At 66.4% G+C, this 23,929-nt stretch carries 19 protein-coding genes; 8 read left to right on the top strand and 11 right to left on the bottom strand.

The genetic code is table 11. The features are described 5' to 3' along the window. Window positions 1-19 precede the first annotated feature (19 nt). From VHC04_RS05790 to VHC04_RS05780, 3 genes are all read left to right on the top strand, one after another. Window positions 20-340, top strand: coding sequence for a BolA family protein (locus VHC04_RS05790; RefSeq protein ID WP_325678940.1), 321 nt, complete (start codon window positions 20-22; stop codon window positions 338-340). 160 nt (window positions 341-500) lie between these two features. Further along, complete coding sequence (locus VHC04_RS05785; protein WP_325678938.1) at window positions 501-965, top strand: Lrp/AsnC family transcriptional regulator; 465 nt, start codon at window positions 501-503, stop codon at window positions 963-965. A 134-nt stretch (window positions 966-1,099) separates the two neighbouring features. Further along, window positions 1,100-1,399 (top strand): ribbon-helix-helix domain-containing protein, encoded by a 300-nt coding sequence (locus tag VHC04_RS05780; RefSeq protein WP_325678936.1) that lies wholly within the window; start codon window positions 1,100-1,102, stop codon window positions 1,397-1,399. A 114-nt stretch (window positions 1,400-1,513) separates the two neighbouring features. Here the strand turns inward: VHC04_RS05780 and ccmI are convergent, their stop codons facing one another. The 5 genes from ccmI to hemA form a co-directional block, all read right to left on the bottom strand. After that, window positions 1,514-2,890 (bottom strand): c-type cytochrome biogenesis protein CcmI, encoded by a 1,377-nt coding sequence (gene ccmI / locus VHC04_RS05775; RefSeq protein ID WP_325678934.1) that lies wholly within the window; start codon window positions 2,888-2,890, stop codon window positions 1,514-1,516. Next, window positions 2,887-3,354 (bottom strand): cytochrome c-type biogenesis protein, encoded by a 468-nt coding sequence (locus tag VHC04_RS05770; protein WP_325678933.1) that lies wholly within the window; start codon window positions 3,352-3,354, stop codon window positions 2,887-2,889. Before VHC04_RS05770 ends, ccmI begins: the two co-directional genes overlap by 4 nt. Then, on the bottom strand, window positions 3,351-3,887 hold the full coding sequence (locus tag VHC04_RS05765; RefSeq protein ID WP_325678931.1) for a DsbE family thiol:disulfide interchange protein: 537 nt from the start codon (window positions 3,885-3,887) through the stop codon (window positions 3,351-3,353). The genes VHC04_RS05770 and VHC04_RS05765 overlap by 4 nt, the downstream gene beginning before the upstream one ends. Window positions 3,888-3,896: 9 nt before the next feature. Next, window positions 3,897-5,882, bottom strand: a complete 1,986-nt coding sequence (locus VHC04_RS05760; RefSeq protein ID WP_325678929.1) for a heme lyase CcmF/NrfE family subunit — start codon at window positions 5,880-5,882, stop codon at window positions 3,897-3,899. 229 nt (window positions 5,883-6,111) lie between these two features. Then, window positions 6,112-7,332, bottom strand: coding sequence for a 5-aminolevulinate synthase (gene hemA, locus VHC04_RS05755; RefSeq protein ID WP_325678927.1), 1,221 nt, complete (start codon window positions 7,330-7,332; stop codon window positions 6,112-6,114). 306 nt (window positions 7,333-7,638) lie between these two features. Between hemA and VHC04_RS05750 the strand changes: the two genes are divergently transcribed. Then, window positions 7,639-8,271, top strand: a complete 633-nt coding sequence (locus tag VHC04_RS05750) for a DUF2889 domain-containing protein (protein WP_325678925.1) — start codon at window positions 7,639-7,641, stop codon at window positions 8,269-8,271. Here VHC04_RS05750 and dnaE read toward each other — a convergent pair. The 3 genes from dnaE to VHC04_RS05735 all read right to left on the bottom strand — a co-directional run bounded on the left by dnaE (window position 8,268) and on the right by VHC04_RS05735 (window position 14,297). After that, on the bottom strand, window positions 8,268-11,690 hold the full coding sequence (gene dnaE, locus VHC04_RS05745; protein WP_325678923.1) for a DNA polymerase III subunit alpha: 3,423 nt from the start codon (window positions 11,688-11,690) through the stop codon (window positions 8,268-8,270). The genes VHC04_RS05750 and dnaE overlap by 4 nt on opposite strands. 185 nt (window positions 11,691-11,875) lie before the next feature. After that, on the bottom strand, window positions 11,876-13,051 hold the full coding sequence (locus VHC04_RS05740) for a cobalamin-independent methionine synthase II family protein (RefSeq protein WP_325678921.1): 1,176 nt from the start codon (window positions 13,049-13,051) through the stop codon (window positions 11,876-11,878). Window positions 13,052-13,199: 148 nt separating this feature from the next. Beyond that, the gene (locus VHC04_RS05735; protein WP_325678919.1) at window positions 13,200-14,297 is read right to left on the bottom strand and encodes a Zn-dependent alcohol dehydrogenase; all 1,098 of its coding nucleotides are present in this window, start codon (window positions 14,295-14,297) and stop codon (window positions 13,200-13,202) included. 322 nt (window positions 14,298-14,619) lie between these two features. On the opposite strand from VHC04_RS05735, the gene dctP reads away from it, so the two are divergent. From dctP to VHC04_RS05715, 4 genes are all read left to right on the top strand, one after another. After that, the gene (gene dctP, locus VHC04_RS05730; RefSeq protein ID WP_325678917.1) at window positions 14,620-15,639 is read left to right on the top strand and encodes a TRAP transporter substrate-binding protein DctP; all 1,020 of its coding nucleotides are present in this window, start codon (window positions 14,620-14,622) and stop codon (window positions 15,637-15,639) included. Between the two features lie 2 nt (window positions 15,640-15,641). Continuing rightward, window positions 15,642-16,202, top strand: coding sequence for a TRAP transporter small permease (locus VHC04_RS05725; protein ID WP_325678915.1), 561 nt, complete (start codon window positions 15,642-15,644; stop codon window positions 16,200-16,202). Between the two features lie 2 nt (window positions 16,203-16,204). Next, window positions 16,205-17,485, top strand: coding sequence for a TRAP transporter large permease (locus tag VHC04_RS05720; RefSeq protein WP_325678913.1), 1,281 nt, complete (start codon window positions 16,205-16,207; stop codon window positions 17,483-17,485). A 103-nt stretch (window positions 17,486-17,588) separates the two neighbouring features. After that, window positions 17,589-19,220 (top strand): acyl-CoA synthetase, encoded by a 1,632-nt coding sequence (locus VHC04_RS05715; RefSeq protein WP_325678911.1) that lies wholly within the window; start codon window positions 17,589-17,591, stop codon window positions 19,218-19,220. Window positions 19,221-19,260: 40 nt separating this feature from the next. On the opposite strand, the gene VHC04_RS05710 is transcribed toward VHC04_RS05715, so the two are convergent. The 3 genes from VHC04_RS05710 to VHC04_RS05700 all read right to left on the bottom strand — a co-directional run bounded on the left by VHC04_RS05710 (window position 19,261) and on the right by VHC04_RS05700 (window position 23,894). Continuing rightward, window positions 19,261-20,571 (bottom strand): nitrate/sulfonate/bicarbonate ABC transporter ATP-binding protein, encoded by a 1,311-nt coding sequence (locus VHC04_RS05710; RefSeq protein WP_325678909.1) that lies wholly within the window; start codon window positions 20,569-20,571, stop codon window positions 19,261-19,263. A gap of 34 nt (window positions 20,572-20,605) precedes the next feature. Then, the gene (locus VHC04_RS05705) at window positions 20,606-22,330 is read right to left on the bottom strand and encodes an ABC transporter permease (protein ID WP_325678907.1); all 1,725 of its coding nucleotides are present in this window, start codon (window positions 22,328-22,330) and stop codon (window positions 20,606-20,608) included. A 109-nt stretch (window positions 22,331-22,439) separates the two neighbouring features. After that, the gene (locus VHC04_RS05700) at window positions 22,440-23,894 is read right to left on the bottom strand and encodes an N-acyl-D-amino-acid deacylase family protein (protein ID WP_325678905.1); all 1,455 of its coding nucleotides are present in this window, start codon (window positions 23,892-23,894) and stop codon (window positions 22,440-22,442) included. Window positions 23,895-23,929 lie beyond the last annotated feature (35 nt).

Here is a 23,929-nt window from a genome sequence, read left to right as displayed (position 1 = left end):
CTGGTGCTATAAGACCGGCATGACCGACGCAGCCACATCCGCTTCCCGTGCCGACCGCATGCGGTCGATCCTGACCCGTGCCTTCGCGCCAAGCGTCCTGGTGATCCAGGACGACAGCCATCGCCACGCCGGGCATGCCGGCGCGCATCCCGCCGGGCAGACACATTACAGCATGCTGATCGTGTCGGCGGCGTTTGAGGGGATGAACCGCGTCGCCCGCTCCCGCGCCGTTCATGCCGCTCTGCACGACGAGTTTGGCGAGAAGCAGGAGGGCGGCCTGCATGCGCTGGCGCTGACCCTGCGCACCCCGGCCGAGCAGGAGGTGGTGGCGCAACGGTAGGCGATCGGCCATCCGCCACGGCCGGCGTTGTCGCGGCCGGCGGCAAAAACATACGACCTTCCCAATCTCTGCTATTTTCTTCTCTTTCTGAACGGATTAAGCGTCCTGTCGTAGAAATTCCAAGCGCGCTAACGCGATGGCAGGAAAGGGTTTGTGCTACATGTCGGCGGACAAGGGCCTCGACCGTCTCGACCGTGAGATCCTTCGGCTGCTGTCCGTGGATGCGTCGCTGTCGCTGGCCGATATCGCCGGCAAGGTCGGGCTGACCCCGACGCCGTGCTGGAAACGCATCCGCAGGATGGAGCAGGACGGCATCATCAAGAGCCGCGTCGCGATCCTGGATGCCGAAAAAGTCGGTCTGCCGGTCTCTGTGTTCGTGGAGATCGAGACGGCCGATCATTCCGCTGAATGGCTGGCCCGCTTCGCCGAGGTCATCCGCGACACGCCGGAGATTGTCGATGCCTGGCGCATGAGCGGCGATGTCGACTACCTGCTGCATGTCGTGGTGCCGGACATCGCCGCATATGACCATTTCTACCGCCGGCTGATCGGCGCGGTGCCGCTGCGCAACGTCAGCAGCCGTTTCAGCATGGAACGGATGAAGGCCGCGCCTCTGCCGGTGTGACCGCTTGCGGCTGTCATCGCCCTCAGCCTCGGCCGGTTTCCCCACCGGTATCGAATCGCTCGGTTTTTCCGGGCGCTGACAACCTTCTGTTAACCTCCGTATGATCTTGTTGGGCCCGCCAATAGGAGGTGGGCATGTCAACAAGTCGCCTTGTGAACCGAAACGTCGTAGCGGAACGCGGCCGGACCAGCATGCGTCTGGAGCCGGAGCTGTGGGATGCGCTGATCGAAATCTGTGAGCGTGAAGGCCAGGACATGAGCGCGCTGGTCCGCCAGGTGGAGGCAGCCGGTCATGCCGGCGGCCGTACCAGCGCGGTGCGTGTCTTCATCCTGAACTATTTTCGAAATGCCGCGACCGAGGTAGGGCATGCTGGCGCCGGCCACGGCCCACTGCCTCGCTCACGCTACGCCGAAATGGCGCGGCCGGCTGCCTGACTGGCCCGCGCCGGTCGCGGCAGCAAGGCCGGCAGATAGCCGCCGCCGCGATGCGTTTCCCGCAAGCACCGCCAGGATGATGGGCTTGCGGCTTCTTTCCAACCCGCCGGTTTCCTATCCGCCGGTCTTTGGCGCCGTCGCCTTTGCCAGCATGTCCAACGCCTCCTGAACCGTCTTCGCGTCGGCGCTGGATGCCGGCAACACCGTCAGCAGTTCGGTCCAGTATCGTTTGGCGTCTTCCGGGTGCTTGCCCTGCAGGGCGGCGATCCCCAGGAACCAGAGCACGACCGGCTCCTTCGGGTGCATCAACTGCACCTTGCGCAGCAGCGCGACGACGCGCGGCGGCAGCGCCTGCCTCGGATCCAGCGAGCGGGTCAAATCCTGTACCGCTTGCAGCGGGATCGAGGCATCGTCCGGCTTCAGCGCCATCGCCTTGTCGAAGGCATCCATCGCCTTGTCCGTGTCGTGCAGCACGGAATAGGCGCGGCCGAGCCGCAGCCAGCCATCCAGGTTGGTCGGATCGGCATCCTGCTTCGCGGCCAGCCGCGCGACCATGCTGGCGATCATCGCCTGCTGCTGTTCGCCGTTCGGCGCGGCCTGGGCCGCGGGCGCCGTGCCCGGCGGCAGGTCGGGCATCGGCACACCGGCGGTGCGGGCGGCATCGGCAATCCGCCCGGCGATCTGCGCGCGTTCCGGCGAGTCGGATGGCAGATCGGCCAGCAGCGCCCGCCACAGCGTGATCGCCTTCTTCGGCTCGCCCGCCTGGTTGGCGGCAACGCCCAGGTAATAGCGGGCGATGCCGCTGGTCGGATCGGCCGTCAGTACCTTCCGGAACGTTTCCTCGGCCGCCGGTGTGACGGTGCCGCCGGTAGCGAGGACCTGCACCTCGCCGTAGGAGCCCATCGTTTCCGGATCGGTCTGGCCTTGCGCGATGGCTTCACGATAGGCGCTGACCGCGTCGTCGAATTGGCCCAGCATGGCCCTGGTGCGGCCCAGCATCGCCCAGCTCTGCCCATCCTTGGGATCGTCCTTGAGCTTGGCGGCGAGCTGCTCCGCGGCCTGCTGCAGCGCATTCTGCTCCTTGCCCGCGGCGGTCGCCGAGGCAGGCGGCCGGTCGGCAAACGGCATGTCCGGCAGGCCCGGCGTGCCGATCCACAGATAGGTGACCAATGAACCGCCGGCGATCACCAGGAACAGCACGGCCGCCACCGCCGTACCGCGCCGTGATGACCGCGCGGGGGCGGCCGGCTCATCGCCTTGGCGCTGGGTGACGAGCAGGCGGCGTTGAATCTCCAGCCGGGCAGAGACGGCTTCATCGGCGGTGATGAGGCCGCGCTCGATGTCGCGATCCAGTTCCGCCAGCTGATCGCGATAGACCGCGCGATCATACTCGGCGCTGGCCGCCGAGCCGGACCGACCGCGCAGCAGCGGCGCCACGACCGCCACCAATGTCAGGAAGGCGAGGGTGGCCAGAAGGAAGGGAAAGATCACCCGTCGTTTTCCCCCAGCAGGTCCCGCAGGCGCCGCTGCTCCTCGGGGCTGAGCGGGATGGCGGCAGCCGGCCGGCTGCCACGCCCGTGGCGCAGCCAGATCAGCGTTCCGCCCAGGGCGATCAGCACCAGCACCGGAGGGCCGAACCACAGCAGATAGGTGGCCGGCTCGACCGGCGGCTTGAGCAGCACGAAACTGCCGTAGCGGGCGACGACGGCGTCCACCACCTGGGCATCGGTATCGCCGGCGGTCAGGCGCTGGCGGACGAAGATGCGGATGTCGTGCGCCAGCTCCGCGCCGGAGTCGTCGATCGACTCGTTCTGGCACACAAGGCAGCGCAACCCGGCGCTGATCGACCGGGCTCGGGCTTCCAACGCCGGATCGGCCAGCTTCTCCCCCGGCTCGACCGCATAGGCGGCGACGGTTACCAGCAGCAGCAACGCGGTCAACAGCACGCGCCTCATGATGCGCCCAGCCGCTTCAGCAGCGGCAGCAACTCCTTGTCCGCCGCCTCGGCGGTCAGCGGGCCGACAAAGCGTTTGCGGATGATGCCGCCGGCATCGATCACATAGGTTTCCGGCACACCGTAGACACCGAAATTCAAGCCGGTGCGTCCTTCCAGATCCAGCCCGACCTGGCGGTACGGGTCGCCGTAAGTGCCCAGCAGGGTGGAGGCGGCGTCGGGCTTGTCCTTGTAGGCGATGCCGTAGATCGGCACGCCATTCTCCTTGGCCAGGCGCATCAGCAGGGGATGCTCGATGCGGCAAGGGACGCACCAGGAAGCGAAGAAGTTGATCACCACCGGCTTGCCCTTCAAGGACGCCAGGGTCAGGCGCCGGTCGGTGCCCAGCTCCGCCAGGTCGAAGGCCGGGGCCGGTTTCTCCAGCATCGCCGACGGCAATACCTGCGGGTCATGGGATGGCCGCAACGCGGCGAAGAAATACGCCGCCAGCAGCACGAACAGCAGCAACGGCAGCAGGAACAGGACGCGGACCATGACGAATGTCTATTCTCCGGCCGCCGGCAGCGGACCGCTTGTGACGCGGGCGCGTCGGGCGACCCCCACCCGCCAGCGCCGATCGCTCAGGCTGACCACGCCGCCCGCCGCCATGATGACGCAGCCGATCCAGATCCACGGCACCAGCGGTTTCCAGTAAATCCGCACCGTCCAGGCACCGGCGCCGTCCGAATCACCCAGCGCGACGTAGAGGTCCGCCAGGAAGTTGGTGCGGATCGCCGTCTCGCTGGTGGTCTGCTTCTGCAACGGAAAGAAGCGGCGCGCGGGGTGCAGGGTGGTGACCGGCGCGCCGTCGCGGGTGACGCGGATATTCGCCTCATCGGCGATGAAGTTGGCGCCGGGCACCTTGTCCACGCTGTCCAGGTGCAGTTCGTAACCGGCCAGCGAGACGCTGCCTCCGGCATGCAGGATCTCGATCGCCTCCCGGTCCCAGGCGGAGGCCGAGAAGCCGGCAACCGAGACCGCCAGGCCCAGATGGGCCAACGACATTCCATAGGCCGATCGCGGCAGGTGCGCGGCGCGGCGGGCGCTGTCAACCAGCGGGATGCGAAACAGGCGCAGCCGCTCCGCCAGCTCCGTCATCACGGAAGCCGCCAGCCAGGCGGCGAGGCCGAGGCCGAGCACCGCCAGGACCGGACCGCCATGGGTTGCGTAGAAGGCGGTCAACAGCACAAGGCCGGCGGCGATATAGGCCACCCAGAGGCGTTGCAGCGCGCCCAGCAGGTCGCCGCGCTTCCAGGCCAGCATGGGGCCGACGCCGAGTGCCAGCAGCATCGGCACCATCATCGGCACGAAGGTCCGGTTGAAGAACGGAAAGCCGACCGACAGCTTGGGGCCGCCCATGGCATCGAGGAACAGCGGATACAGCGTGCCCAGGAACACGGTGGCGCAGCCACAGGAGAGCAGGATGTTGTTGAGAACCAGCGACCCCTCGCGGGAGATCGGGGCGAACAGGCCGCCGCCCTTCAGGGCGGGGGCGCGGATGGCGTACAAGGTCAACGAACCGCCGATCGCGACCACCAGCAGCAGCAGGATGAAGGTGCCGCGCGCCGGGTCGGTGGCGAAGGCGTGTACCGACGTCAGCACGCCCGACCGGACCAGGAAAGTGCCGACCAGGGACAGCGAGAACGTCACGATCGCCAGCAGGATGGTCCAGGACTTCAGGGTATCCCGCTTTTCCACGACGATCGAGGAATGGATGAGCGCCGTCCCCGCCAGCCAGGGCATCAGCGACGCGTTCTCGACCGGGTCCCAGAACCACCAGCCGCCCCAGCCCAGCGTGTAATAGGCCCACCAGGAGCCCATCGCGATGCCGATGGTCAGCGCGCACCAGGAGGCCAGGGTCCAGGGCCGGACCCAGCGAGCCCAGGCGGCATCGACCCGGCCATCGATCAGCGCCGCCACGGCGAAGGCGAACGCGACGGAAAACCCGACATAGCCCAGATAGAGGAACGGCGGATGGAATGCCAGACCCGGATCCTGCAGCACCGGGTTCAGGCCGTTGCCGTTCAATGGCGGCGGAAACGTCCGCAGGAACGGGTTCGACGTGAACAGGATGAACAACAGAAAGCCGACCGCGATCATGCCCTGCACCGCCAGCACCCGGGCCCGCAACACCGGCGGCAGATTGCCGGAAAACAGCGCCACCGCCGCCGAACACAGCGACAGCATGAGGACCCACAGGAGCATCGAGCCCTCATGGTTCCCCCAAACGCCGGTGATCTGATACAGCAACGGCTTGTCGGTATGGCTGTTCTCGGCCACGTTCAGGACCGAGAAATCTGACGTCACATAGGCATGCATCAGCGCCAGCATCGCCAGCGCGATCAGCCCGAACCCCGCCAGCGCGCAGGACCGCCCCACCGCCATCCAGGCCAGGTTGCGCCGGGCCGCGCCGACCAGCGGCACCACCACCTGCACCAGCGCCACGAACAACGCCAGTACCAACGCAAAATGCCCGAGCTCGAGGATCATGCGGTGGTCCTTTGTTCGACCAGGGGGCGCTGCCCCCTGGACCCCCGCAAAGGGGCAAGCCCCTTTGGATCCCCGTCCATTGGGGGGAATGAGGGAGGGGCAACCGTGCCGGTTGCAAGGTCCGTGTCGCCCCTCCCTCATTCCCCCCAATAAACGGGTTCCAAGGGCGTTACGCCCTTGGCGGGGTGCAGGGGCGGCGCCTGCGTCTTACCAGCGCCGCCGTGCGTGATCACGCGGCGTGGCGGCGTTGTTCCTGGGGGATGATGCGCAGCAGGGCGGAAACCAGGTCGTCCATCATGGCGTCGGTGTGCAGCGGGGTGGGTGTCAGGCGCAGACGCTCCTCGCCGCGCGGTACCGTCGGGTAGTTGATCGGGGTCGCGTACATGCTGAAATCCTGCAGCAGGCGCCGGCTGACCTCCATGCACAGGGCCGCGTCGCCGACATGCACCGGGACGATATGGCTGGTGGAATCGATGCGCGGCAGGCCGGCCGCGTCCAGCTTCGCCTTCAACGCACCCGCGCGTTCGAACAGCTGGGCGCGGCGCGCGTGGTCCTGGCGCACGTGGCGGACGCTGGCCAACGCCGCGGCAACGACCATCGGTGGCAGGGAGGTGGTGAAGATGAAGCCTGGCGCGTTGGAGCGGATGAAGTCGATCACCTCGGCATCGCCAGTGATATAGCCGCCGTGACAGCCGAAGGCTTTCGCCAGCGTACCTTCGATGATGTCGATCCGCCGGGCTACGCCGTCGCGTTCGGAGACGCCACCGCCGTTCGGGCCATACATGCCGACCGCGTGCACCTCATCCAGGTAGGTCATGGCGCCGTATTTTTCGGCCAGGTCGCAGAGCCCGGCCAGCGGCGCAATATCGGCGTCCATCGAATAGACGGATTCGAAGGCGATCAGCTTCGGCGCCTCGGACGGGGCGGCGCGCAGCAGCGATTCCAGATGGACCAGGTCGTTGTGGCGGAAGATGCTGACCACCGCCCGCGATCCCTTGATGCCGGCGATCATCGAGGCGTGGTTCTTGGCATCCGAGAAGCAGTGCCAGGGATGCGCGGGCCCGTTCGGAAAGCTGTTCAGGATGGTGGACAGCGCCGCCTGGTTGGAGACGAAGCCCGAGGTGAACAGCAGCCCGGCCTCCTTGCCATGCAGATCCGCCAGTTCGGCCTCCAGCGCGTCATGCACCGGGCTGGTGCCGCTGATGTTGCGCGTGCCGCCGGCTCCGGCACCCATGGACATCGCCGCCTCACATGCCGCGTTCACCGGAACCGGGTGACCGCCCATCGCCAGATAGTCGTTGGCCGACCAGACCAGCACGGTGCTGCCATCGGCGCGGCGGTAGAAGGGGAAGATGTCAGCCCGCTTCTGCAAGGGTGTGAAGACCCGGTAGCGTCCCTGATCCCGGATCGAATCCAGGGCGCGGCGGCAGTGTTCCTTGAACGATATCATGCAAGCGGAGCCTTGATGGGGGCGATCGGACAGGCGTGCCAACAGGTGTGCGTCGCTGCCTGATTATCAGAATGCTGACCGACCGGCTTGATCGTGATCAACATGGACTCCTGGTAATATGGCAGCACCGCCAAACGACGGCGAACTTGCGCGAATTGCGCCTCGCGTCAACCCTGGCCGCATCCCACGGGGTGTGCGTCAGGCCCCCGCCGGTTGCAAGGCTTTTCACCACGCCGCTGCAATGGCATAGCACTATGCTGCGCTGCACCCTCCATCCGCCGGGACTCGAACCAGGACGTCGTCTGCATGCCGTTGCCCCCGCCTGCCCAACGCGAACAGCTTCATCGCCGGTCGATCGAGATCAACGGCTTTCGCAGAGCCGATGGATGGTACGACATCGAAGCGCATCTGACGGACTGCAAGAGCTACAGCCAGGACAACTACGACCGCGGCCATATCCCGGCCGGGGAGCCCGTGCATGACATGTGGCTGCGCCTGACCGTGGACGAGCACATGGACATCCGTGCGGTAGAGGCGGTCAGCGACCACACCCCCTACGTGATGTGCCCGACCGCGGCGCCGAATTTCCAGAAGCTGGTCGGCCTGCGGATCAAGGCCGGCTTCCTGCGGGAGGCGAACCATCTCGTCGGCGGCACCGTGGGCTGCACCCATCTGCGGGAGCTGCTGCAGCAGATGGCGACGACGGCATTCCAGACCATCGGCCCGGCAAAGGCGAAGCGGGAGGTGGAGGCGGCTCAGGCAGCCTCCGGGCGGCATGCCGGCAGCGACGCGGTGGACAAGCGCATCACCGAGAAATGGGGCAGTGGGCGGAAGATCATCAACACCTGCCTGGCCTATGACGAGAAGGGCCCGCTGGTGCGCCGCCGCTGGCCGCACCTGTACACGGGGGACGCGCCAACCGAGGCGGCGGCGGATTAGATTTCCTCCACCTGCTCCACCCCCGGGAGTGACTTCAACGCCTGCGCCAGGCGCGGCGTGACGTTGTAGCCCCCGGGCAGGGCGATTTCGACCTCCTGATCGTCGTCCAGCCGCGGCACCAGCGATACCCGGCCACGGCCGCCGCTCTCCCGCGACAGGACTTCGCGGATATGCGGCACCGCCTCGGTCTGGTGCAGCCAGATCCGGATTGAGGCGCCGGCCTGCGCCGCCGCCTTGTCCAGCGGCGCCACGTCCAGTGCCGTGACGCGCACCGCATCGCCCTCTGTCTTCAGCTCCGCCGTCACGAACACGTTCGAGCCCGATGTCAGGATATCCCGGGACCGGTTCAGCACCTCGCTGAAGAACGTCACCTCGATCGAGCCGCTGGCATCGGAAATGCGGATCCAGGCCATGCGGCTGCCGGTGCGGGTGATCCGTTCCTTCGCCGCGACGACGGTGCCGGCGATCTTCACCTTGCCGATGCCGTTCGCCGCCCTGGTCTCCACCTGCGCGGCTTGGGTGGCGCCAAGCCGCCGCAGAGCCTGCGCGTAGGTGTCCAGCGGATGCGCCGTGAGGTGGAAGCCGATCGCCTCGGCCTCGAACGCCAGGCGCTCCAGCGGCGGCCAGTCGGGCAGGGCGGGCAGACGCAGCGGCTCCGGCGTCGTCGCCGACCCGCCGAACAACCCGATCTGGCCGCTCGCCTTTTCCCCCTGCACGGCCTGGGCCCGCCGCAGGATCGTTTCCGCTCCGGCAAACAGGTGCGCGCGGTTGTTGTCCAGCCGGTCGAAGGCGCCGGCGCGCACCAGGTTCTCGATCTGCATCTTGTTGAGCTGCCTCGGATCGACGCGGGCAGCGAAGGCCGCGATATCGGTGAAGGGTTCGTCGGCACGCACGGCGACCACCGCCTCCATCGCCGCGAAGCCGACCTTTTTGACCGCGGCGAGCGCATAGCGGATGGCCAGCTTGCCATCGTCGAGCCGTTCCACTGTGAAATCGGCGCCGGAACGATTAATGTCGGGCGGCAGGATGCGGATGCCGGCGCGCTCCGCCTCCTGCTTCAGCGCCGCCAGACGGTCCGTGTTGCTGATCGCCAGGCTCATGCAGGAGGCCAGGAACACTTCCGGGTGGTTCGCCTTCAGCCAGGCGGTCTGGTAGGCGACCAGGGCATAGGCGGCGGCATGCGATTTGTTGAAGCCATAATCGGCGAATTTCGCCATCAGGTCGAAGACTTCCGTGGCCTTCGCCGGATCGATGCCGCGGGCGATCGCGCCCTTGGTGAAAGTCTCCCGCTGCGCCTCCATCTCGGCGGCGATCTTCTTGCCCATCGCTCGGCGCAGCAGGTCGGCACCGCCCAGACTGTAGCCGGCCATCTTCTGGGCGATCTGCATCACCTGCTCCTGGTAGACCATGATCCCGTAGGTCTCGGCCAGGATGTCGTGGATCTCCGGATGCGGCGCCTCCCATGTCTCTCCGTGCTTGCGTCGGCAGTAATCGGGGATGTTGGCCATCGGGCCGGGACGATACAGCGCGACGGCGGCGATCAGATCCTCGAACCGGTCGGGCTTCATCTGCCGCAGGCAGTCGCGCATGCCCTGGCCTTCCAACTGGAACACGCCGCCGGCATCGCCCTTCTGCAGCATCTCATAGGTTTTCTGGTCGTCCAGCGGCAGCGCGTTCAGGTCCACCGGCGTGTTCAGCGCATTCAGGAAGTTTTCCGCGCGGCGCAGGATGGTCAGCGTCGTCAATCCGAGAAAATCGAATTTCACCAGACCGGCCAACTCGACGTGCTTCATCGAGAATTGCGTGACGAGGAAATCGGATTTCGGATCGCGATACAGCGGCACCAGCTCCACCAGCGGGCGGTCGCCGATCACCACGCCGGCGGCATGGGTGGAGGCGTGGCGATACAGCCCCTCGACGCGCAGCGCGATCTCCATCAGGCGGGAGATCGCTTCATCGTCTTCGCGCATCGCCTGCAGCCGCGGCTCGCCGTCGATCGCCTGCTGCAACGTCACCGGTTTGGCCGGATTGTTGGGGATCAGCTCCGCGACCTTGTTCACCTGTCCGAAGGGCAGGCCCAGCACCCGGCCCACGTCCCGGACGGCGGCGCGGGCCTGCAACTTGCCGAAGGTGATGATCTGCGCAACGCGGTCCCCGCCATACTCGTTGCGGACATAATCGATGACCCGGTCGCGGCCTTCCTGGCAGAAGTCGATGTCGAAGTCCGGCATCGACACGCGTTCCGGGTTCAAGAACCGCTCGAACAGCAGGTTGAAGCGCAACGGATCCAGATCGGTAATGGTCAGAGCCCAGGCGGCGACCGACCCGGCGCCGGAACCGCGGCCTGGCCCCACCGGAATGCCCTGCGCCTTCGACCACTGGATGAAGTCGGCGACGATCAGGAAATAGCCGGAGAAGCCCATCTTGGCGATGACGTCCAGCTCATAGGTCAGGCGCTGGCGATAGACCTCGCGGGCCGCGGCATCGGCGCCGGCGGTCTCCATCCGCCGCTCCAACCCCTCCATTGCCATCGCCCGGACGGTTTCCTCCTCGGTCTGGCCGGGACGCACCTTGGGGCAGATCGGCAGCAGCGGCTTGCGGGTTTCCACCATGACGGCGCAGCGGCGCGCGAGGGCCAGCGTATTGTCACAGGCCTCCGGCAGGTCCGCGAACAGGGCCCGCATGTCGGCCGAGGGCTTGAACCAGTGTTCCGGGGTCACCCGCCTTCGGTCGGTCTCGGCCAGCGTGCGGCCCTCGGCGATGCACAGCAGCGCGTCGTGCGCCTCGTGCATGTCGCGGGCGGCGAAATAGCAGTCATTGGTGGCGACCAGCGGGACGCCTCGCGCGTCGGCCAGGCTGATCAGCCCGGGTTCGATGGCGGTTTCCACGGGCAGGCCATGGCGGTGCAGTTCCTGGATCGTGCGCTCCGGGAAAGCCTCGGCCATGGCGGCCAGCAGGCGTTCGGCCTCGGGCTTCTGGCCCTCGGCCAGCAGGCGGGCGATCGGGCCGGTGGTGCCGCCGGTCAGCAGCAGCAGCCCGTCCGCGTGGGCCGCGATGGTGGCGAACGGCACCTGCGGCTTCAGCGTCGGATCGGTGTCCAGAAACCCCGCCGAGGACAGCCGCTGCAGATTGGCCAGCCCCGCCGCGTCCTGCGCCAGCAGGACGATCGGGTCCGGCGGCAGGCGCGGATTGTCGGCGCGGGCGACCGCGATCTGGCAGCCGATGACCGGTTGCACGCCCTTGCCGGTGCAGTACTGGGAAAATTCCAGCGAGCCGAACAGATTGCCGGTATCGGTGATGGCGACGGCCGGCATCGCGTCGGCCTTCGCCATGGCGGCGATCTTGTCCGGCCGCATCGCGCCCTCGGACAGCGAGTAGGCCGAGTGGGTACGCAGATGGACGAAGGACGCGTGCGGCATCCGGCCATCCTATCATCCGGCCTCGAGTCTGGGCAGGGTCCCTGGCCAAGGTCTTGGGCAAGGTCCCTGGGCAGGGTCCCTGGGCGGTGTCCCCGGGGCGGTGTCCCCCTCGCGTAGAGTTCCCCTGGGGTAGAGTCCTTGCGGCAGAGTTCGGGGACAGAGTCCTGGGGCTGGTTCCCTGCCGGTCAGTGGGATGCCTCGTTGCTCGCGAAATAGAGTTTGGGATCGGAGGCGCGGATATGCGCTTCGGGCAGCCCCAGCTCCTTGCGCACGATGTTCGTCCCTTCGACCAGGGAGACGCATTTGTAATAGGCGATGCGGCGGCTCAGGCCCTCCCGCCCGAAGCCGCAATCCGTCGTGATGACCAGCTGCTCCGGCGGGATGAACTCCAGCGCGCGGCGGATCAGCCCTGCGACGTATTCCGGCGGTTCCACCACGGTATTGCAGTGGTTCACCACGCCGATGCCGATCTTCTTGTCGGTCTTGTATTTGCCGAACAGGTGCAGATCCTGGCCGTTGCTGCTGGCGCATTCGAAGGTAATGACATCCGCCTTCAATTGCAGCAGGTGCGGCATCGCCCGCTCATAGCTGGGGGTCTCCCAATAGGTGCGCTGCTGGTTCGGGTTGCCCCAGCAGGTATGCACCCAGATCTCCGCGTCGACGCCGACGAGCTGCCGGTTGAACGCCTCGGTCATGAATGCCAGATCGGCCTCGGTCGTCGTCGGCAGCAGCGCGCGGCTGTGATGCGGCGGCTCCTCCAACTGGATCAGCGGACATCCCACCCCGGCCAGCTCGCGCAGCTCCGCGTTCATGATGTCGCACAGGTCCAGGATCATGGCCTTGTCGTCGTCATAATATTCGTTCCACAGCATCGATGACAGGATCGGCGCGCAAATCGCTCCGAACTTCACCGGCTTGTTGGTCAGGCGCTGTGCCACCTGCCACAGCGCGGCATAGTCCCATGGCCCGCGTGTCAGCTTCCCTTTCACGACGGCGGGCTGATACGCCTCCTGCACCTCCCACAGGATCTGTCCCGGCCGCAGGCCCCGGCGCATCCAGCCTTGCGAGGTGTCACGCGCGCCCTGAATCCCGCCCAGCCGCTCGATCGGGTAGAAGAACCAGGACTTGCCGCCCACCGCCAGGTCGAAGCGGGAATCCCCGTCGGTGACGATATCCAGCCCAGCCGCCTCCTGCGCGTTGATGATGGCGGCGACGGCGTCCATGTATTGCTCGCGGAACAGGGATTCCCCCAGCGCCGATTTGAAGGAGCGGCCATTCAGGCTCATGTCGAACCAGAGCGGTCGGGGGTAGGAGCCGGTGATGGCGGTCGGCAGCATCAGGTCCTTGGTCACGCTCAGCATGGGTGGTTTCCTCCATTGTCGTCGAACGCCGCATCGGCCGCCTGCCGACAGCGCGATCGCCTGAAGCCGGCGATCAGAGGGCGTGAACCGTGCGCTTGAATCAAAGAGTTGATGGAGCATGACAGGGTCAACCTGACCCCATCATTCTTTAATCGAACATCAGCACCGATCGCGCGACCTCGCCGGCCTTCATGGCGCGGAACGCATCGTTGATGTCCCCAAGCCGGCCGCGCCGGCTGATCATGGAATCCAGGTCCAGCCGGCCCTGGCGGTAGAATTCCAGATAGGTCGGGATGTCGGTGCGGAACTGGTTCGATCCCATGCGGGACGTCTGCACCCTGCATTCCGGGCGGATCGCCATCCAGGGGAACTCGATCGTTTCGTCGGGTGGCAGCACGCCGACGATGGTGGCGGTGCCGCGCACGGCCAGGCTTTCGATCGCCTGCCGGCACAGGGTCTTCAGCCCCACCGCCTCGAACGCGTGATCGACGCCCAGGCCGCCGGCCAATGCGCGCACGGCCTTGACCGCGTCGTCCCGGGTGCTGTTGACGGTGTGCGTGGCGCCGGCGCGCTTCGCCATCTCCAGCTTGGAATCGAACTGGTCGACGGCGATGATCTGCCGAGCGCCGCCGATGCGGGCGCCTTGGATGATGGAAAGGCCGACGCCGCCGCAGCCGAATACCGCCACGGTCTGGCCCGGCTGCAGCCCGGCCGAGCGCAGCGCCGCGCCGACGCCGGTCAGCACGCCGCATCCCACCAGGGCGGCACGATCCAGCGGCAGGTCGGGATCGATGCGCACCAATGAGTTCTCGTGCAGCAGCATACGGGTCGCGTAGCTGCCGATCGACGCGAAGACCCGGAAGGGCGCGCCATCCTGGGACACGCGCGGCGGGCCGTCATCCGCCCGAGCCACCAGCCCGCCGGTGCAGACATTCGGGTGGCCGCTCAGGCATTGCGGGCAGGTGCCGCAGAAGCCCGACAGGCAGGCCACGACATGGTCGCCGACGCGCACGCTGGTGACGTCCTCGCCCACCGCTTCCACGATCCCGGCGCCTTCATGGCCCAGCACCATCGGCCGGTCGGTGGGAAAACGGCCAAGGCCGTCGACGACATGAAGGTCGCTATGGCAGACACCGGTGGCGACGGTGCGCACCAGCACTTCGCGACGCCAGGGCTTGTCCAGCGTGACGGTCTCGATGGTCAGCGGTTCATGGATTCTGCGGAATACCGCGGCTTCGGTCTGCATCCTGGTGTCTCCCGGTTGGGTTTTTCATGCCCGGGTTCCTGGATGTCCGGGCTGTTTTGCACGCGGTGTGTGCGTGCGGCGTGCTTCGCTGTCCGGGGCCTCTCCCGGTTCGGCGGCAGTATGCGGCGGCAGTATAGGCGGCGCCGGCGAAGCGCCCAAGCGGCCGGCCGTTCGCTGTTGCCGATTCGGGATGCTGAATGTCAAAATACTTCTGAAAGTGATATCCGTATTTCAACTGCCTTGACGGCTCTTTCCCGTGTCGCCATCACTCCGCCGCCTAATTGTCAGACGTCCAGGAAAGGCCTTCTCCATGCAAACACGCATGACCCGCCGTGCATTCGGCGCGTCCGCCGCCGCGCTCGGCAGCTTTGCCATCCTCCGGCATGCACGGGGTGAGGACGGTTTCAAGATCCGCTGCTCGCTCGATACCGCGCCCACGCATATCCGCAACGTGTCGGTGGTGGATTACCTGAACAAGGTCGAGAAGGCGTCCGGCGGCAAGATCACCGCCGAGGTCTTTCATGCCGGCCAGTTATTCGCCGACCTGAACGTGGCCAAGGCGCTGCTGCAAGGCCAGGTGGAAATGGCGGTGCCTGGGACCTGGACGCAGACCGGGATCGTGCCGGATGCCGATTACTGCCAGTTGCCGGTGTTCTATGGCCGGCCGCTGGCGGCGACGCATGCCGCCTCGGATGGCAAGCCGGGTGAGATCGTCAACAGGCAGCTGGAAACCAAGCTGCGCGTCAAGTCGCTGGGGCCCTGGATCGATCTGGGTTTCCAGAACTGGTACACGACGAAGACCCCGATCAAGACGGCCGCCGACCTCAAGGGGTTGAAGATCCGCAGTCCGGGCGGTGCCGGCATCAGCTGGCGCATCGCGTTTTTCGGCGCCATTCCCAATACCACGGCCTGGCCGAACGTGCCGTTGGCGCTGTCGCAGGGTACGTTCGACGGCTTCGTGTCGACCAATGAAAGCGTGGCCACCGCGAAGCTGTGGGAAGCCGGCGTCAGGTACTCCTACCAGGATCACCAGTATGTCGGTCAGTACATGCCGCTGATCAATGGCGCGTTCTGGGCCAAGCTGCCGCCCGATCTGCAGAAGCTGATGATTGACCTGTGGGCGCAGAACGTGCCGACCTATCGCAGCAACGCCGCGGCGTCGCAGGAAAATGCGCGCAAGCTCATGACCAGCAATGGCGTTCAGTTCACCGATCCGTCTGACGATGTGCTGGAAGCCACCCGCAAGGCATTGCAGGCCGATGTCGCGGCGCTGATCAAGGACGCGAAACTGTCGGCCGAGGTGGTGAAGGCCGCGGAAGAAGCCGTCAAGGCGACGATCTGATCGTGAACCAGCGCCCCGACACGATCTGGGATACGATCGAGCGCACGCTGGTCGGCCTCCTGGGTGCCATCGCCATGGTGATTGGCCTGGTCCAGGTGGTCGGGCGCTACCTGTTCCCGGCCTATGCCATTTCCTGGGCGGAAGAGGTGATCGTCTATCTGATCATCTGGGGCGTGATGATCATCTCCAGCCAGCTGGTCCGCACCGACGGGCATGTGCGGCCCGACCTGGTGCTGCGCTTGATCCCGCCGGCGGGCCAGCGCTGGGTCGAATCGTTCAATTGCCTGGTGGCGCTGGCTTTCTCGGTCGGCATGGTCTGGTACGGCTGGCAGATCGTCGACACGTCGCTGATGCTGGATGAGCGCAGTTCCAGCGATCTGCAATTTCCGATGTGGATCTACTATGCGGCCTTGCCGGGCGGCGGCGTGCTGATGACCGTCCGCTACCTGATCCGGCTGTACCGATATCTGTTCCATTTCGATCCGGCGACCATGACGGTGGGACACCATCTGCCGCCGGATCATGAGATCTCCGGCTCGCTGACCATGCAGGAGCCGCGCTGACCATGTGGACGCTGCTGTTCCTGGCTCTGTTCTTCGGCCTGCTCGCCGCGGGCATGCCGATCTTCCTGGTGCTGGGCGCCTGCGCGGCGGTGCTGTTCATGGTATCCGGCCAGCCGCTGATCGGCGTGGCGCAGGTGATCATCGATCACCTGAATTCCTCCACCCTAATGTCGCTGCCGCTGTTCGTGATGGCGGCGGCCTTCATGCGCCAGGGCGGCGTGGCGAAGGCCCTGGTGGATGTGTCGGCCGCCTGGCTGGGCGGCATCCGCGGCTCATTGGGCCTGGTGACGGTCGTCGCCTGCACCTTGTTCGCCGCCATCTGCGGGTCCTCGGTGGCGACCGCGCTGGCGATGGGCACCATCCTGCTGCCGGCGATGATCGAGAAAGGCTATCCGCGCTCCTTCGCCTTGGGCGTGATCGGCGCGTCCGGCACCATCGGCATCGTGATCCCGCCATCGCTGGCGCTGATCCTGTACGGCATCGTCGCGGAGCAGTCGGTGCCGCGCCTGTTCCTCGCCGGCATCCTGCCCGGCCTGCTGCAGGCCGCGGCGTTCTTTGCCTGGGTATGGTACGACGCCCGCAGGCGGAATTTCCCGGTGGAGCCGTCGCTGCCGTTCCGTGAGAAGATCGACGCGACGGTGAAATCGCTGCCGGCGCTGGCGGTGCCGATCATCGTGCTGGTGGGCATCTATGGCGGCATCGTGACCGTGACCGAGGCGGCGGCGCTGGCCGCGGCGACGGCGCTGGTGGTCAGCCTGCTGTTCTATCGCGGCTTCCGCGTCAGCCAGACGCTGTCGGTGATCGCCGACGCGCTGCGCAGCGCCGGCACGATCATGCTGATCGTCGCCACCGCGCTGGCCTTCGGCCACTGGATGACGGAATCCGGCGTGCCCGCCCAGCTGGTGAACTGGACGCTGGCGCACCAGATGTCGACCTGGATGTTCCTGCTGTCGGTCAACGTCCTGCTGCTGGTGCTGGGCTGTTTCCTGGAGGTGGTGGCCGCGTTGCTGCTGGTGATCCCGATCCTGGCGCCGGCACTGAAGCCCCTGGGCGTCGACCCGGTTCATTTCTCCATCATCTTCACCCACAACATGGAGATCGCGCTGGTTCACCCGCCGGTGGGGCTCAACCTGTACGTGCTGTCCACCATTTCCGACGCGCCGATCGGGGAGGTGATCCGCGGCATCCTGCCGTTCCTGATCCTGTTGGTCATCGTGCTGGGCATCATCACCTATTACCCGCCCCTCACCATGTGGCTGCCGCAGCTCGTCTACGGAAACTGATTCCTCGTACGTTCGGCGGCACATTGCCGCCTGACCGTCTCGCGCTGTATTGCAGCGGGACGGGCCGCGCGACCGGATGACGGCCCCGCAGGGAGAGCCCATCATGACCAGCCCGTTCGACGACCTGCCGAAGAATCAGGCCAACTACGCCGCGCTGACGCCGATCAGCTTTATCGAGCGGGCGGCCTATGTCTATCCGGACCGGCTGTCGATCATCTACGGCGACCAGCGCGCCACCTGGAAACAGACCTATGCCCGCACCCGCCGCCTTGCCTCCGCGCTCGCTCGGCGCGGCATCGGCAAGAACGACGTCGTTGCCATCATGGCCCCGAACACACCGGCCATGGTGGAGGCCGCGTTCGGCGTACCGATGTGCGGCGCGGTGCTGAACACGCTGAACACCCGGCTGGACGCCTCGGTGCTGGCGTTCATGCTGCGGCATGGCGGCGCCAAGGTCCTGCTGACCGACCGGGAATTCGCCCCGGTGATCGAGGCCGCGCTGGCCGAGATGGAGACGAAACCGCTGGTGGTGGACATCCTCGACCCGGCGGTGCCGGACGGGAAAAGCCTCGGCGCGCTGGACTATGAGGCGCTGCTGGCCGAGGGCGACCCGGAGTACGACTGGCAGCCGCCGGACGACGAATGGAACGCCATCGCACTCAGCTACACGTCGGGGACCACAGGCGATCCCAAGGGCGTGGTCACGCATCACCGTGGCGCCTATCTGAACGCGATCAGCAACATCCTGAACTGGCAGATGCCGCACCACGCCGTGTATCTGTGGACGTTGCCGTTATTCCACTGCAACGGCTGGTGCTATCCGTGGAGCGTGGCGGAACGCGCCGGCACCAATGTCTGCCTGCGCCGGGTGGAGGCGCAGGCGATCCTGGACGCGATCCGCGACCATGACGTGACGCATATGTGCGGCGCACCGATCGTCTATGCCATGCTGATCAACGCGCCGCCGGAGCTGCGGGCCGGGATCAGCCACCGCATCCATGGTCAGATCGCCGGTGCGGCCCCGCCGCTGGCGGTGATCGAGGGCGCCGAGACGATGGGCATCGAACTGACCCACGTTTACGGCCTGACCGAGGTCTATGGCCCCGCCGGCGTCTGCGCCAAGCAGGAGGAATGGGCCTACATGCCGGTGGAGAAGCGCGCCGAGCGCAACGGACGGCAGGGCGTGCGGACACCGTTGCAGGCGGCGATGACCGTGCTGAATCCGGAAACGATGCAGCCGGTTCCGTGGGATGCCGAGACCATGGGCGAGATCATGTTCCGTGGCAACATCACGATGAAAGGCTACCTCAAGAACCCCGCCGCCACAGCGAAGGCGTTCGAGGGCGGCTGGTTCCACACCGGCGACCTGGCGGTGATGTACCCCGACGGCTACGTGAAGATCCGCGACCGGTCGAAGGACATCATTATTTCCGGCGGCGAAAATATTTCGTCCATCGAGGTCGAGGACGCGTTGTATAGCCATCCCGCCGTGCTGAACGCGGCCGTGGTCGCGCAGCCGGACGAGAAATGGGGCGAGACGCCGTGCGCCTTCATCGAGGTGAAGCCCGGTCAGTCAGTCACCGCCGACGAGCTGCGTGATTTCTGCCGCCAGCATCTCGCCCGGTTCAAGGTGCCGAAGACGTTCATCTTCCGGGAGATTCCGAAAACGTCGACCGGCAAGATCCAGAAGTTCGCGCTGCGCGAGATCGCCCGCTCCGCCGAGGCGATCGAGTAGCAGATCGGCCAAGGGGCGGCCGAGGCCGGAACCCGGATGATCAGTCGATATCCTCCAGGCTGAACTGCTCCGCCTCCTCGTCATAGGCGAAGATCTCCGCGTACCGCCCCCAGGCGATGACCGTGCGCAGCGTCTGGTCCGCGTAGTCGGGGGACATGTGGTCCTCCAACTCGTCGCGGAACCGTTCCGCCGAGGCGCGGTGGTTCCAGCGCTGGTCCAGGACCTGGCGGATCATCACCACCAGCGGCACGTGCTGGCGCAACGCCTCGCCGAACAGCCGCTTGCGCTCGTCGACATCGGCGTTGACGAAGCTGCGACCCTGCGCGGTCAGGGTGATGTCGCCTTCCTCCAACAGCGCGAAGCCCAGAAGCTGCAGCGCCTCACCCAGCGGCAGGATATCGTCCACCTCATATTGCAGCACGCCGGCGATGGCGGGCAGATCGGCGCGGCCCTTGTAGGGCTCCGCGGCCAGCGTCTCCAGCAGGCCCGACATGATATTGGTGCCGACCGGCGGCAGCGCGCTCGCCAGCGGTGAGGCGATTGGCTGTGCCGCGCCGCGAGACACCGGCTTGCGCCGGGTCATCAGCGCGTAGATGTCGTCCACCATCTTGCGGAAATCCGGATCGAGGCGGTTGCGCGGGTGGGCGAACGGCACCTTCAGCTCGCTCGCCACCCGTCCGGGGTTGGAGGAGAACACCAGGATGCGGTCCGCCATCAGCACCGCTTCCTCGATATTGTGCGTCACCATCAGCACCGATTTCAGCGGCAGCTTGCCTTCCATCCACAGGTCGATCAGGTCGGTGCGCAGCGTCTCGGCGGTCAGGACGTCGAGGGCGCTGAACGGTTCGTCCATCAGCAGCAGGTCGGGATGCACCACCAGCGCGCGTGCCAGGCCGACGCGCTGGCGCATGCCGCCGGACAGCTCCTTGGGATAGGCATTCTCGAACCCGCCCAGGCCGATCATGTCGATCGCCGTCTCGGCTCGCGCCTCGCGCTCCGCCCTCGGCACCCCGCGGGCTTCCAGCCCCAACTCCACATTTTCCTGCACGGTCAGCCAGGGGAACAGGGCGAAACTCTGGAATACCATGGCCACGCCCTCGGCCGGCCCGACGACCGGCGCACCGCGCCACAGCACCTCGCCCGAGGTGGGCTTCAGCAGGCCTGATACGATGCGCAGCAGGGTCGACTTGCCGGAGCCGGAGCGTCCCAGCAACGCGACGATCTCGCCCTCGTTCAGTGTCAGATCGACGTTGTCCAGCACCACGAGGTCGGCGTTCGAGTCCTTATGGTAGGCTTGGCGGCAGCCGGTCACCTGGACCAGGTTCGGCCGGACGTCGACGGCGGCATCCATATCCGTCTGTTCTCCTGCTCTCAGATCTCGGTTCTCAGGCCAATGTCAGGCGGCGCTGAGCGAAGCTGTACATCGGTCGCCACAGCAGCCGGTTGAACAGCACGACGAAGGCCGACATCACCACGACACCCAGCACGACCTTGGCCATGTCGCCCTTGTCGGTGGCATCGGCGATATAGGCGCCGAGCCCGGTCGCTTGAAGCCTGGTATCACCCCAGGACGCGACCTCGGCCACGATCGCGGCATTCCAGCAGCCGCCCGAGGCGGTGATCGCGCCGGTAACGTAATAAGCGAAGATGCCGGGGATGATCACCTTGCGCCACCACAGCAGCCCGCCGATGCGGAAATTCTTCGCTGCTTCCTGCAAATCGCCGGGAAACGCCGCGGCGCCGGCGACGACGTTGAACAGGATGTACCACTGCGTGCCGAGGATCATCAGCGGGGTCAGCCAGATATTCGGATTCAGGTGGAAATGGACGATGCCCAGGACCGCCGGCGGAAACAGCAGATTGGCGGGGAACGCGGCCAGGAACTGCGCCACCGGCTGGGCCCGGCGGGCCCATTCCGGACGCAGGCCGAGCCAGACGCCGATCGGCACCCAAATGATGGTGGCCAGGGCCATCAGCACGATAACGCGCATCATGGTGATCAACCCAAGGGTGACCACATGCTCGATCTCCCCGAGGTTCAGTGCTCCGACAGCGAAGCTGCTCAGTCGCCAGCACGCGTACAGAACGATCACCGCCAGCACCGCCAGCCAGATCGCATCGACAACACGCGATGGTGCTCGGTAGCCGCCGCGGGCCGATCCGCCGCCGAACAGCCGCAGGCCCGTGATGATACCGGCGGCGTCGCTGATCGCTTCGCCGGCCAGGCTCAGCAGCCGCGTCCGCCGGATCAGCCGCAGCATCCACGGGTCCGAAGCGATCGCGCCGGCCGTGGTCTCGAACCGGAACTTGGCCGACCAGGCGACCAGCGGGCGGAACAGCAATTGGTCGTAGGCCAGGATCACCACCAGCATCGCCACGATCGCCCACAGCACGGCGGCGATGTCCCGCTGCTCCAGCGCGACCGCCACATAGGAGCCGATACCCGGCAGCTTCCACGTGTTGTCCCCGACCGACACCGCTTCTGATGCCACGACGAAGAACCAGCCGCCCGACATCGACATCATGGTATTCCACACCAGGCCCGGCGCCGCGAACGGCACCTCCAGCTTCCAGAAGCGCTGCCAGGGGCTCAGATGGAAGGCGTTGGAGGCCTCGGTCAGGTCGGCTGGCACCGTCTTCAGGGACTGATACAGGCTGAACGCCATGTTCCATGCCTGGCTGGTGAAGATCGCGAAGATCGCCGCCAGTTCCAACCCGATGACGCGACCGGGGAACAGGCCCATGAAAAACACCACGGTGAAGGTCAGGAACCCCAGGATCGGCACCGATTGCAGCACATCCAGAATGGGGATCAGAACGAGGCCGGCCCGCCGGCTCTTCGCCGCCGCGGTGCCGTAGGTGAAGGTAAACAGCAGCGAGGCCAGCAGCGCCGCGAACATGCGCAGCGTCGTGCGCACCGCATATTCCGGCAGGCGCCACGGATCCAGGCTGACATCGACCGCCCCCGGCGTGCTGACCGAGACCAGCGTGCCCTGCGCGACATGGCCGATCCCGATCAGCGCGGCGAACACGCACAGGATGGCCAGCAGGTCCCAGGCATTCGGCAGCCGCCGGCTCGCGGCCATGGAGGGAAACAGGGTGGTTGGCATGGTACCGCGCGGCGATCGGATTTCGACGGCTGTTTGCCCGCGTTCTGCTGTCCTGTCACCCTTTGATGCGTGTCATTTCGATGACCGCATCAAAGGCGTATCCGGGCTTTCAGGGCTGATTGCGGGTCACCAGCCGGCCTGCCCTGGCGCGTGTGGCGCCTTCGCCGAAGACATAGGCGGACTGGCCGTTGATCCAGGTTTCCCGGATGCCGTCGGCCGGCCGGATGGGCGAGTCATAGGTGGCCGTGTCGCGCACCGTGGCCGGATCGAACAGCACCAGATCGGCATAGGCGCCTTCACGGATCACCCCGCGGTCGGTCATGCCGAAGACCGATGCGGTGTGACCGGTCATCTTGCGCACCGCCTGTTCCAGGCTGAAGAGGCCGAGGTCGCGCGCATAGTGCCCCAGTACGCGCGGGAAGGTGCCCCACAGCCTGGGATGCGGATAGGCGTCATGCGGCAGCCCGTCGCTGCCGATCATCGCCCGCTCATGCGCCAGGATACGCCGCACGTCGGCTTCGTCCATCTGGAAGCTGATCGCGCCGGCCGGCAGCATCTTCTGTGCCGCATCCCGCTGGCTCATGCCCCATTCGGCTGCGACGTCCGCCAGCATGCGTCCGGCGACCTCGGGATGTGGCACCGACCACGTGACCTGCACCGGAACATCAGGACGCAGGCGGTCCGGCATCATCACCGTGGACCCCGCCGCATAGGGATAGACGTCGAAATCGACCGGCTGGTTCTTGGCCGACCGCTCGATCAGCGGCAACGTCTCGACACTGCGGCCAAAATTCTCCGGCTGCGAACACTTGTGGTGGCTGATTACCACCGGCGCATTGACGGAGCGGCCGATCTTCAGCGTCTCCTCGATCGATTTCAGGACGTCGTTCGCCTCGTCGCGCATATGCGTCACATACAGGCCGCCCGCCGCCTGCAGCGCCTCGGCGACCGCGATCACCTCATCGGTGGGCGCCATCATGTTCGGCGGATAATAGAGGCCGGTGGAAAACCCCGAGGCGCCCTGCGCCAGCGCCTCGGCCAGGCGCTTTTGCATGTGCGCGGCTTCCTTGTCGGTGGCGGCGCGCCGGGTGTCGCCGTTCATCGCCTCCACGCGCAGCGACATATGGCCGATCAGGGCGAAGGTATTCACCGGCGAGGGGTCGCGCGCCAGCCGGTCCGCGTATTCACCGAAGCTGCCGAAGGTCCACCAGCTTTCGTCCCCCAGCAGGTCCAGCGGCGGAACCGGTCGCTGCTTCATCGTGACGGGTGACAGGGAGATCCCGCAATTGCCGATCACGACGGTGGTGACGCCCTGCGACATCTTGCAAAGCATGCATTCCGGGCCGCACAGCACCGCCCTGTCATCATGTGTGTGGGCGTCGATGAAGCCGGGGGCCAGCGCCAGCCCGTCCGCCAGCACCTCCCGATCCGCCGTGGCATAGCCGAGGTCGCCGACGCCTGCGATCCGGTCGCCCAGCACGCCGACATCCGCCCGAAACCGCGGCGCGCCGGTGCCGTCAAAGATCGTTGCGTCGCGAATGACCAGGTCAAAATGCGCCGGCATGGCTTGTCCAGTCCGTGGTGGTGAGGATGATGGTC

Source organism: Rhodopila sp., from assembly GCF_035548095.1.
Taxonomy (GTDB): domain Bacteria; phylum Pseudomonadota; class Alphaproteobacteria; order Acetobacterales; family Acetobacteraceae; genus Rhodopila.
This window is presented reverse-complemented; position numbering and strand designations above follow the sequence as displayed.

What these genes read in the sequence shown, in the direction of transcription:
- VHC04_RS05790 (WP_325678940.1), top strand. Translation starts at nt 20, where the DNA reads ATGACCGACGCAGCCACATCCGCTTCCCGTGCCGACCGCATGCGGTCG.
- VHC04_RS05785 (WP_325678938.1), top strand. Translation starts at nt 501, where the DNA reads ATGTCGGCGGACAAGGGCCTCGACCGTCTCGACCGTGAGATCCTTCGG.
- VHC04_RS05780 (WP_325678936.1), top strand. Translation starts at nt 1,100, where the DNA reads ATGTCAACAAGTCGCCTTGTGAACCGAAACGTCGTAGCGGAACGCGGC.
- VHC04_RS05770 (WP_325678933.1), bottom strand. Translation starts at nt 3,354, where the DNA reads ATGAGGCGCGTGCTGTTGACCGCGTTGCTGCTGCTGGTAACCGTCGCC.
- VHC04_RS05765 (WP_325678931.1), bottom strand. Translation starts at nt 3,887, where the DNA reads ATGGTCCGCGTCCTGTTCCTGCTGCCGTTGCTGCTGTTCGTGCTGCTG.
- VHC04_RS05760 (WP_325678929.1), bottom strand. Translation starts at nt 5,882, where the DNA reads ATGATCCTCGAGCTCGGGCATTTTGCGTTGGTACTGGCGTTGTTCGTG.
- hemA (WP_325678927.1), bottom strand. Translation starts at nt 7,332, where the DNA reads ATGATATCGTTCAAGGAACACTGCCGCCGCGCCCTGGATTCGATCCGG.
- VHC04_RS05750 (WP_325678925.1), top strand. Translation starts at nt 7,639, where the DNA reads ATGCCGTTGCCCCCGCCTGCCCAACGCGAACAGCTTCATCGCCGGTCG.
- dnaE (WP_325678923.1), bottom strand. Translation starts at nt 11,690, where the DNA reads ATGCCGCACGCGTCCTTCGTCCATCTGCGTACCCACTCGGCCTACTCG.
- VHC04_RS05740 (WP_325678921.1), bottom strand. Translation starts at nt 13,051, where the DNA reads ATGCTGAGCGTGACCAAGGACCTGATGCTGCCGACCGCCATCACCGGC.
- VHC04_RS05735 (WP_325678919.1), bottom strand. Translation starts at nt 14,297, where the DNA reads ATGCAGACCGAAGCCGCGGTATTCCGCAGAATCCATGAACCGCTGACC.
- dctP (WP_325678917.1), top strand. Translation starts at nt 14,620, where the DNA reads ATGACCCGCCGTGCATTCGGCGCGTCCGCCGCCGCGCTCGGCAGCTTT.
- VHC04_RS05720 (WP_325678913.1), top strand. Translation starts at nt 16,205, where the DNA reads ATGTGGACGCTGCTGTTCCTGGCTCTGTTCTTCGGCCTGCTCGCCGCG.
- VHC04_RS05715 (WP_325678911.1), top strand. Translation starts at nt 17,589, where the DNA reads ATGACCAGCCCGTTCGACGACCTGCCGAAGAATCAGGCCAACTACGCC.
- VHC04_RS05710 (WP_325678909.1), bottom strand. Translation starts at nt 20,571, where the DNA reads ATGGATGCCGCCGTCGACGTCCGGCCGAACCTGGTCCAGGTGACCGGC.
- VHC04_RS05705 (WP_325678907.1), bottom strand. Translation starts at nt 22,330, where the DNA reads ATGCCAACCACCCTGTTTCCCTCCATGGCCGCGAGCCGGCGGCTGCCG.
- VHC04_RS05700 (WP_325678905.1), bottom strand. Translation starts at nt 23,894, where the DNA reads ATGCCGGCGCATTTTGACCTGGTCATTCGCGACGCAACGATCTTTGAC.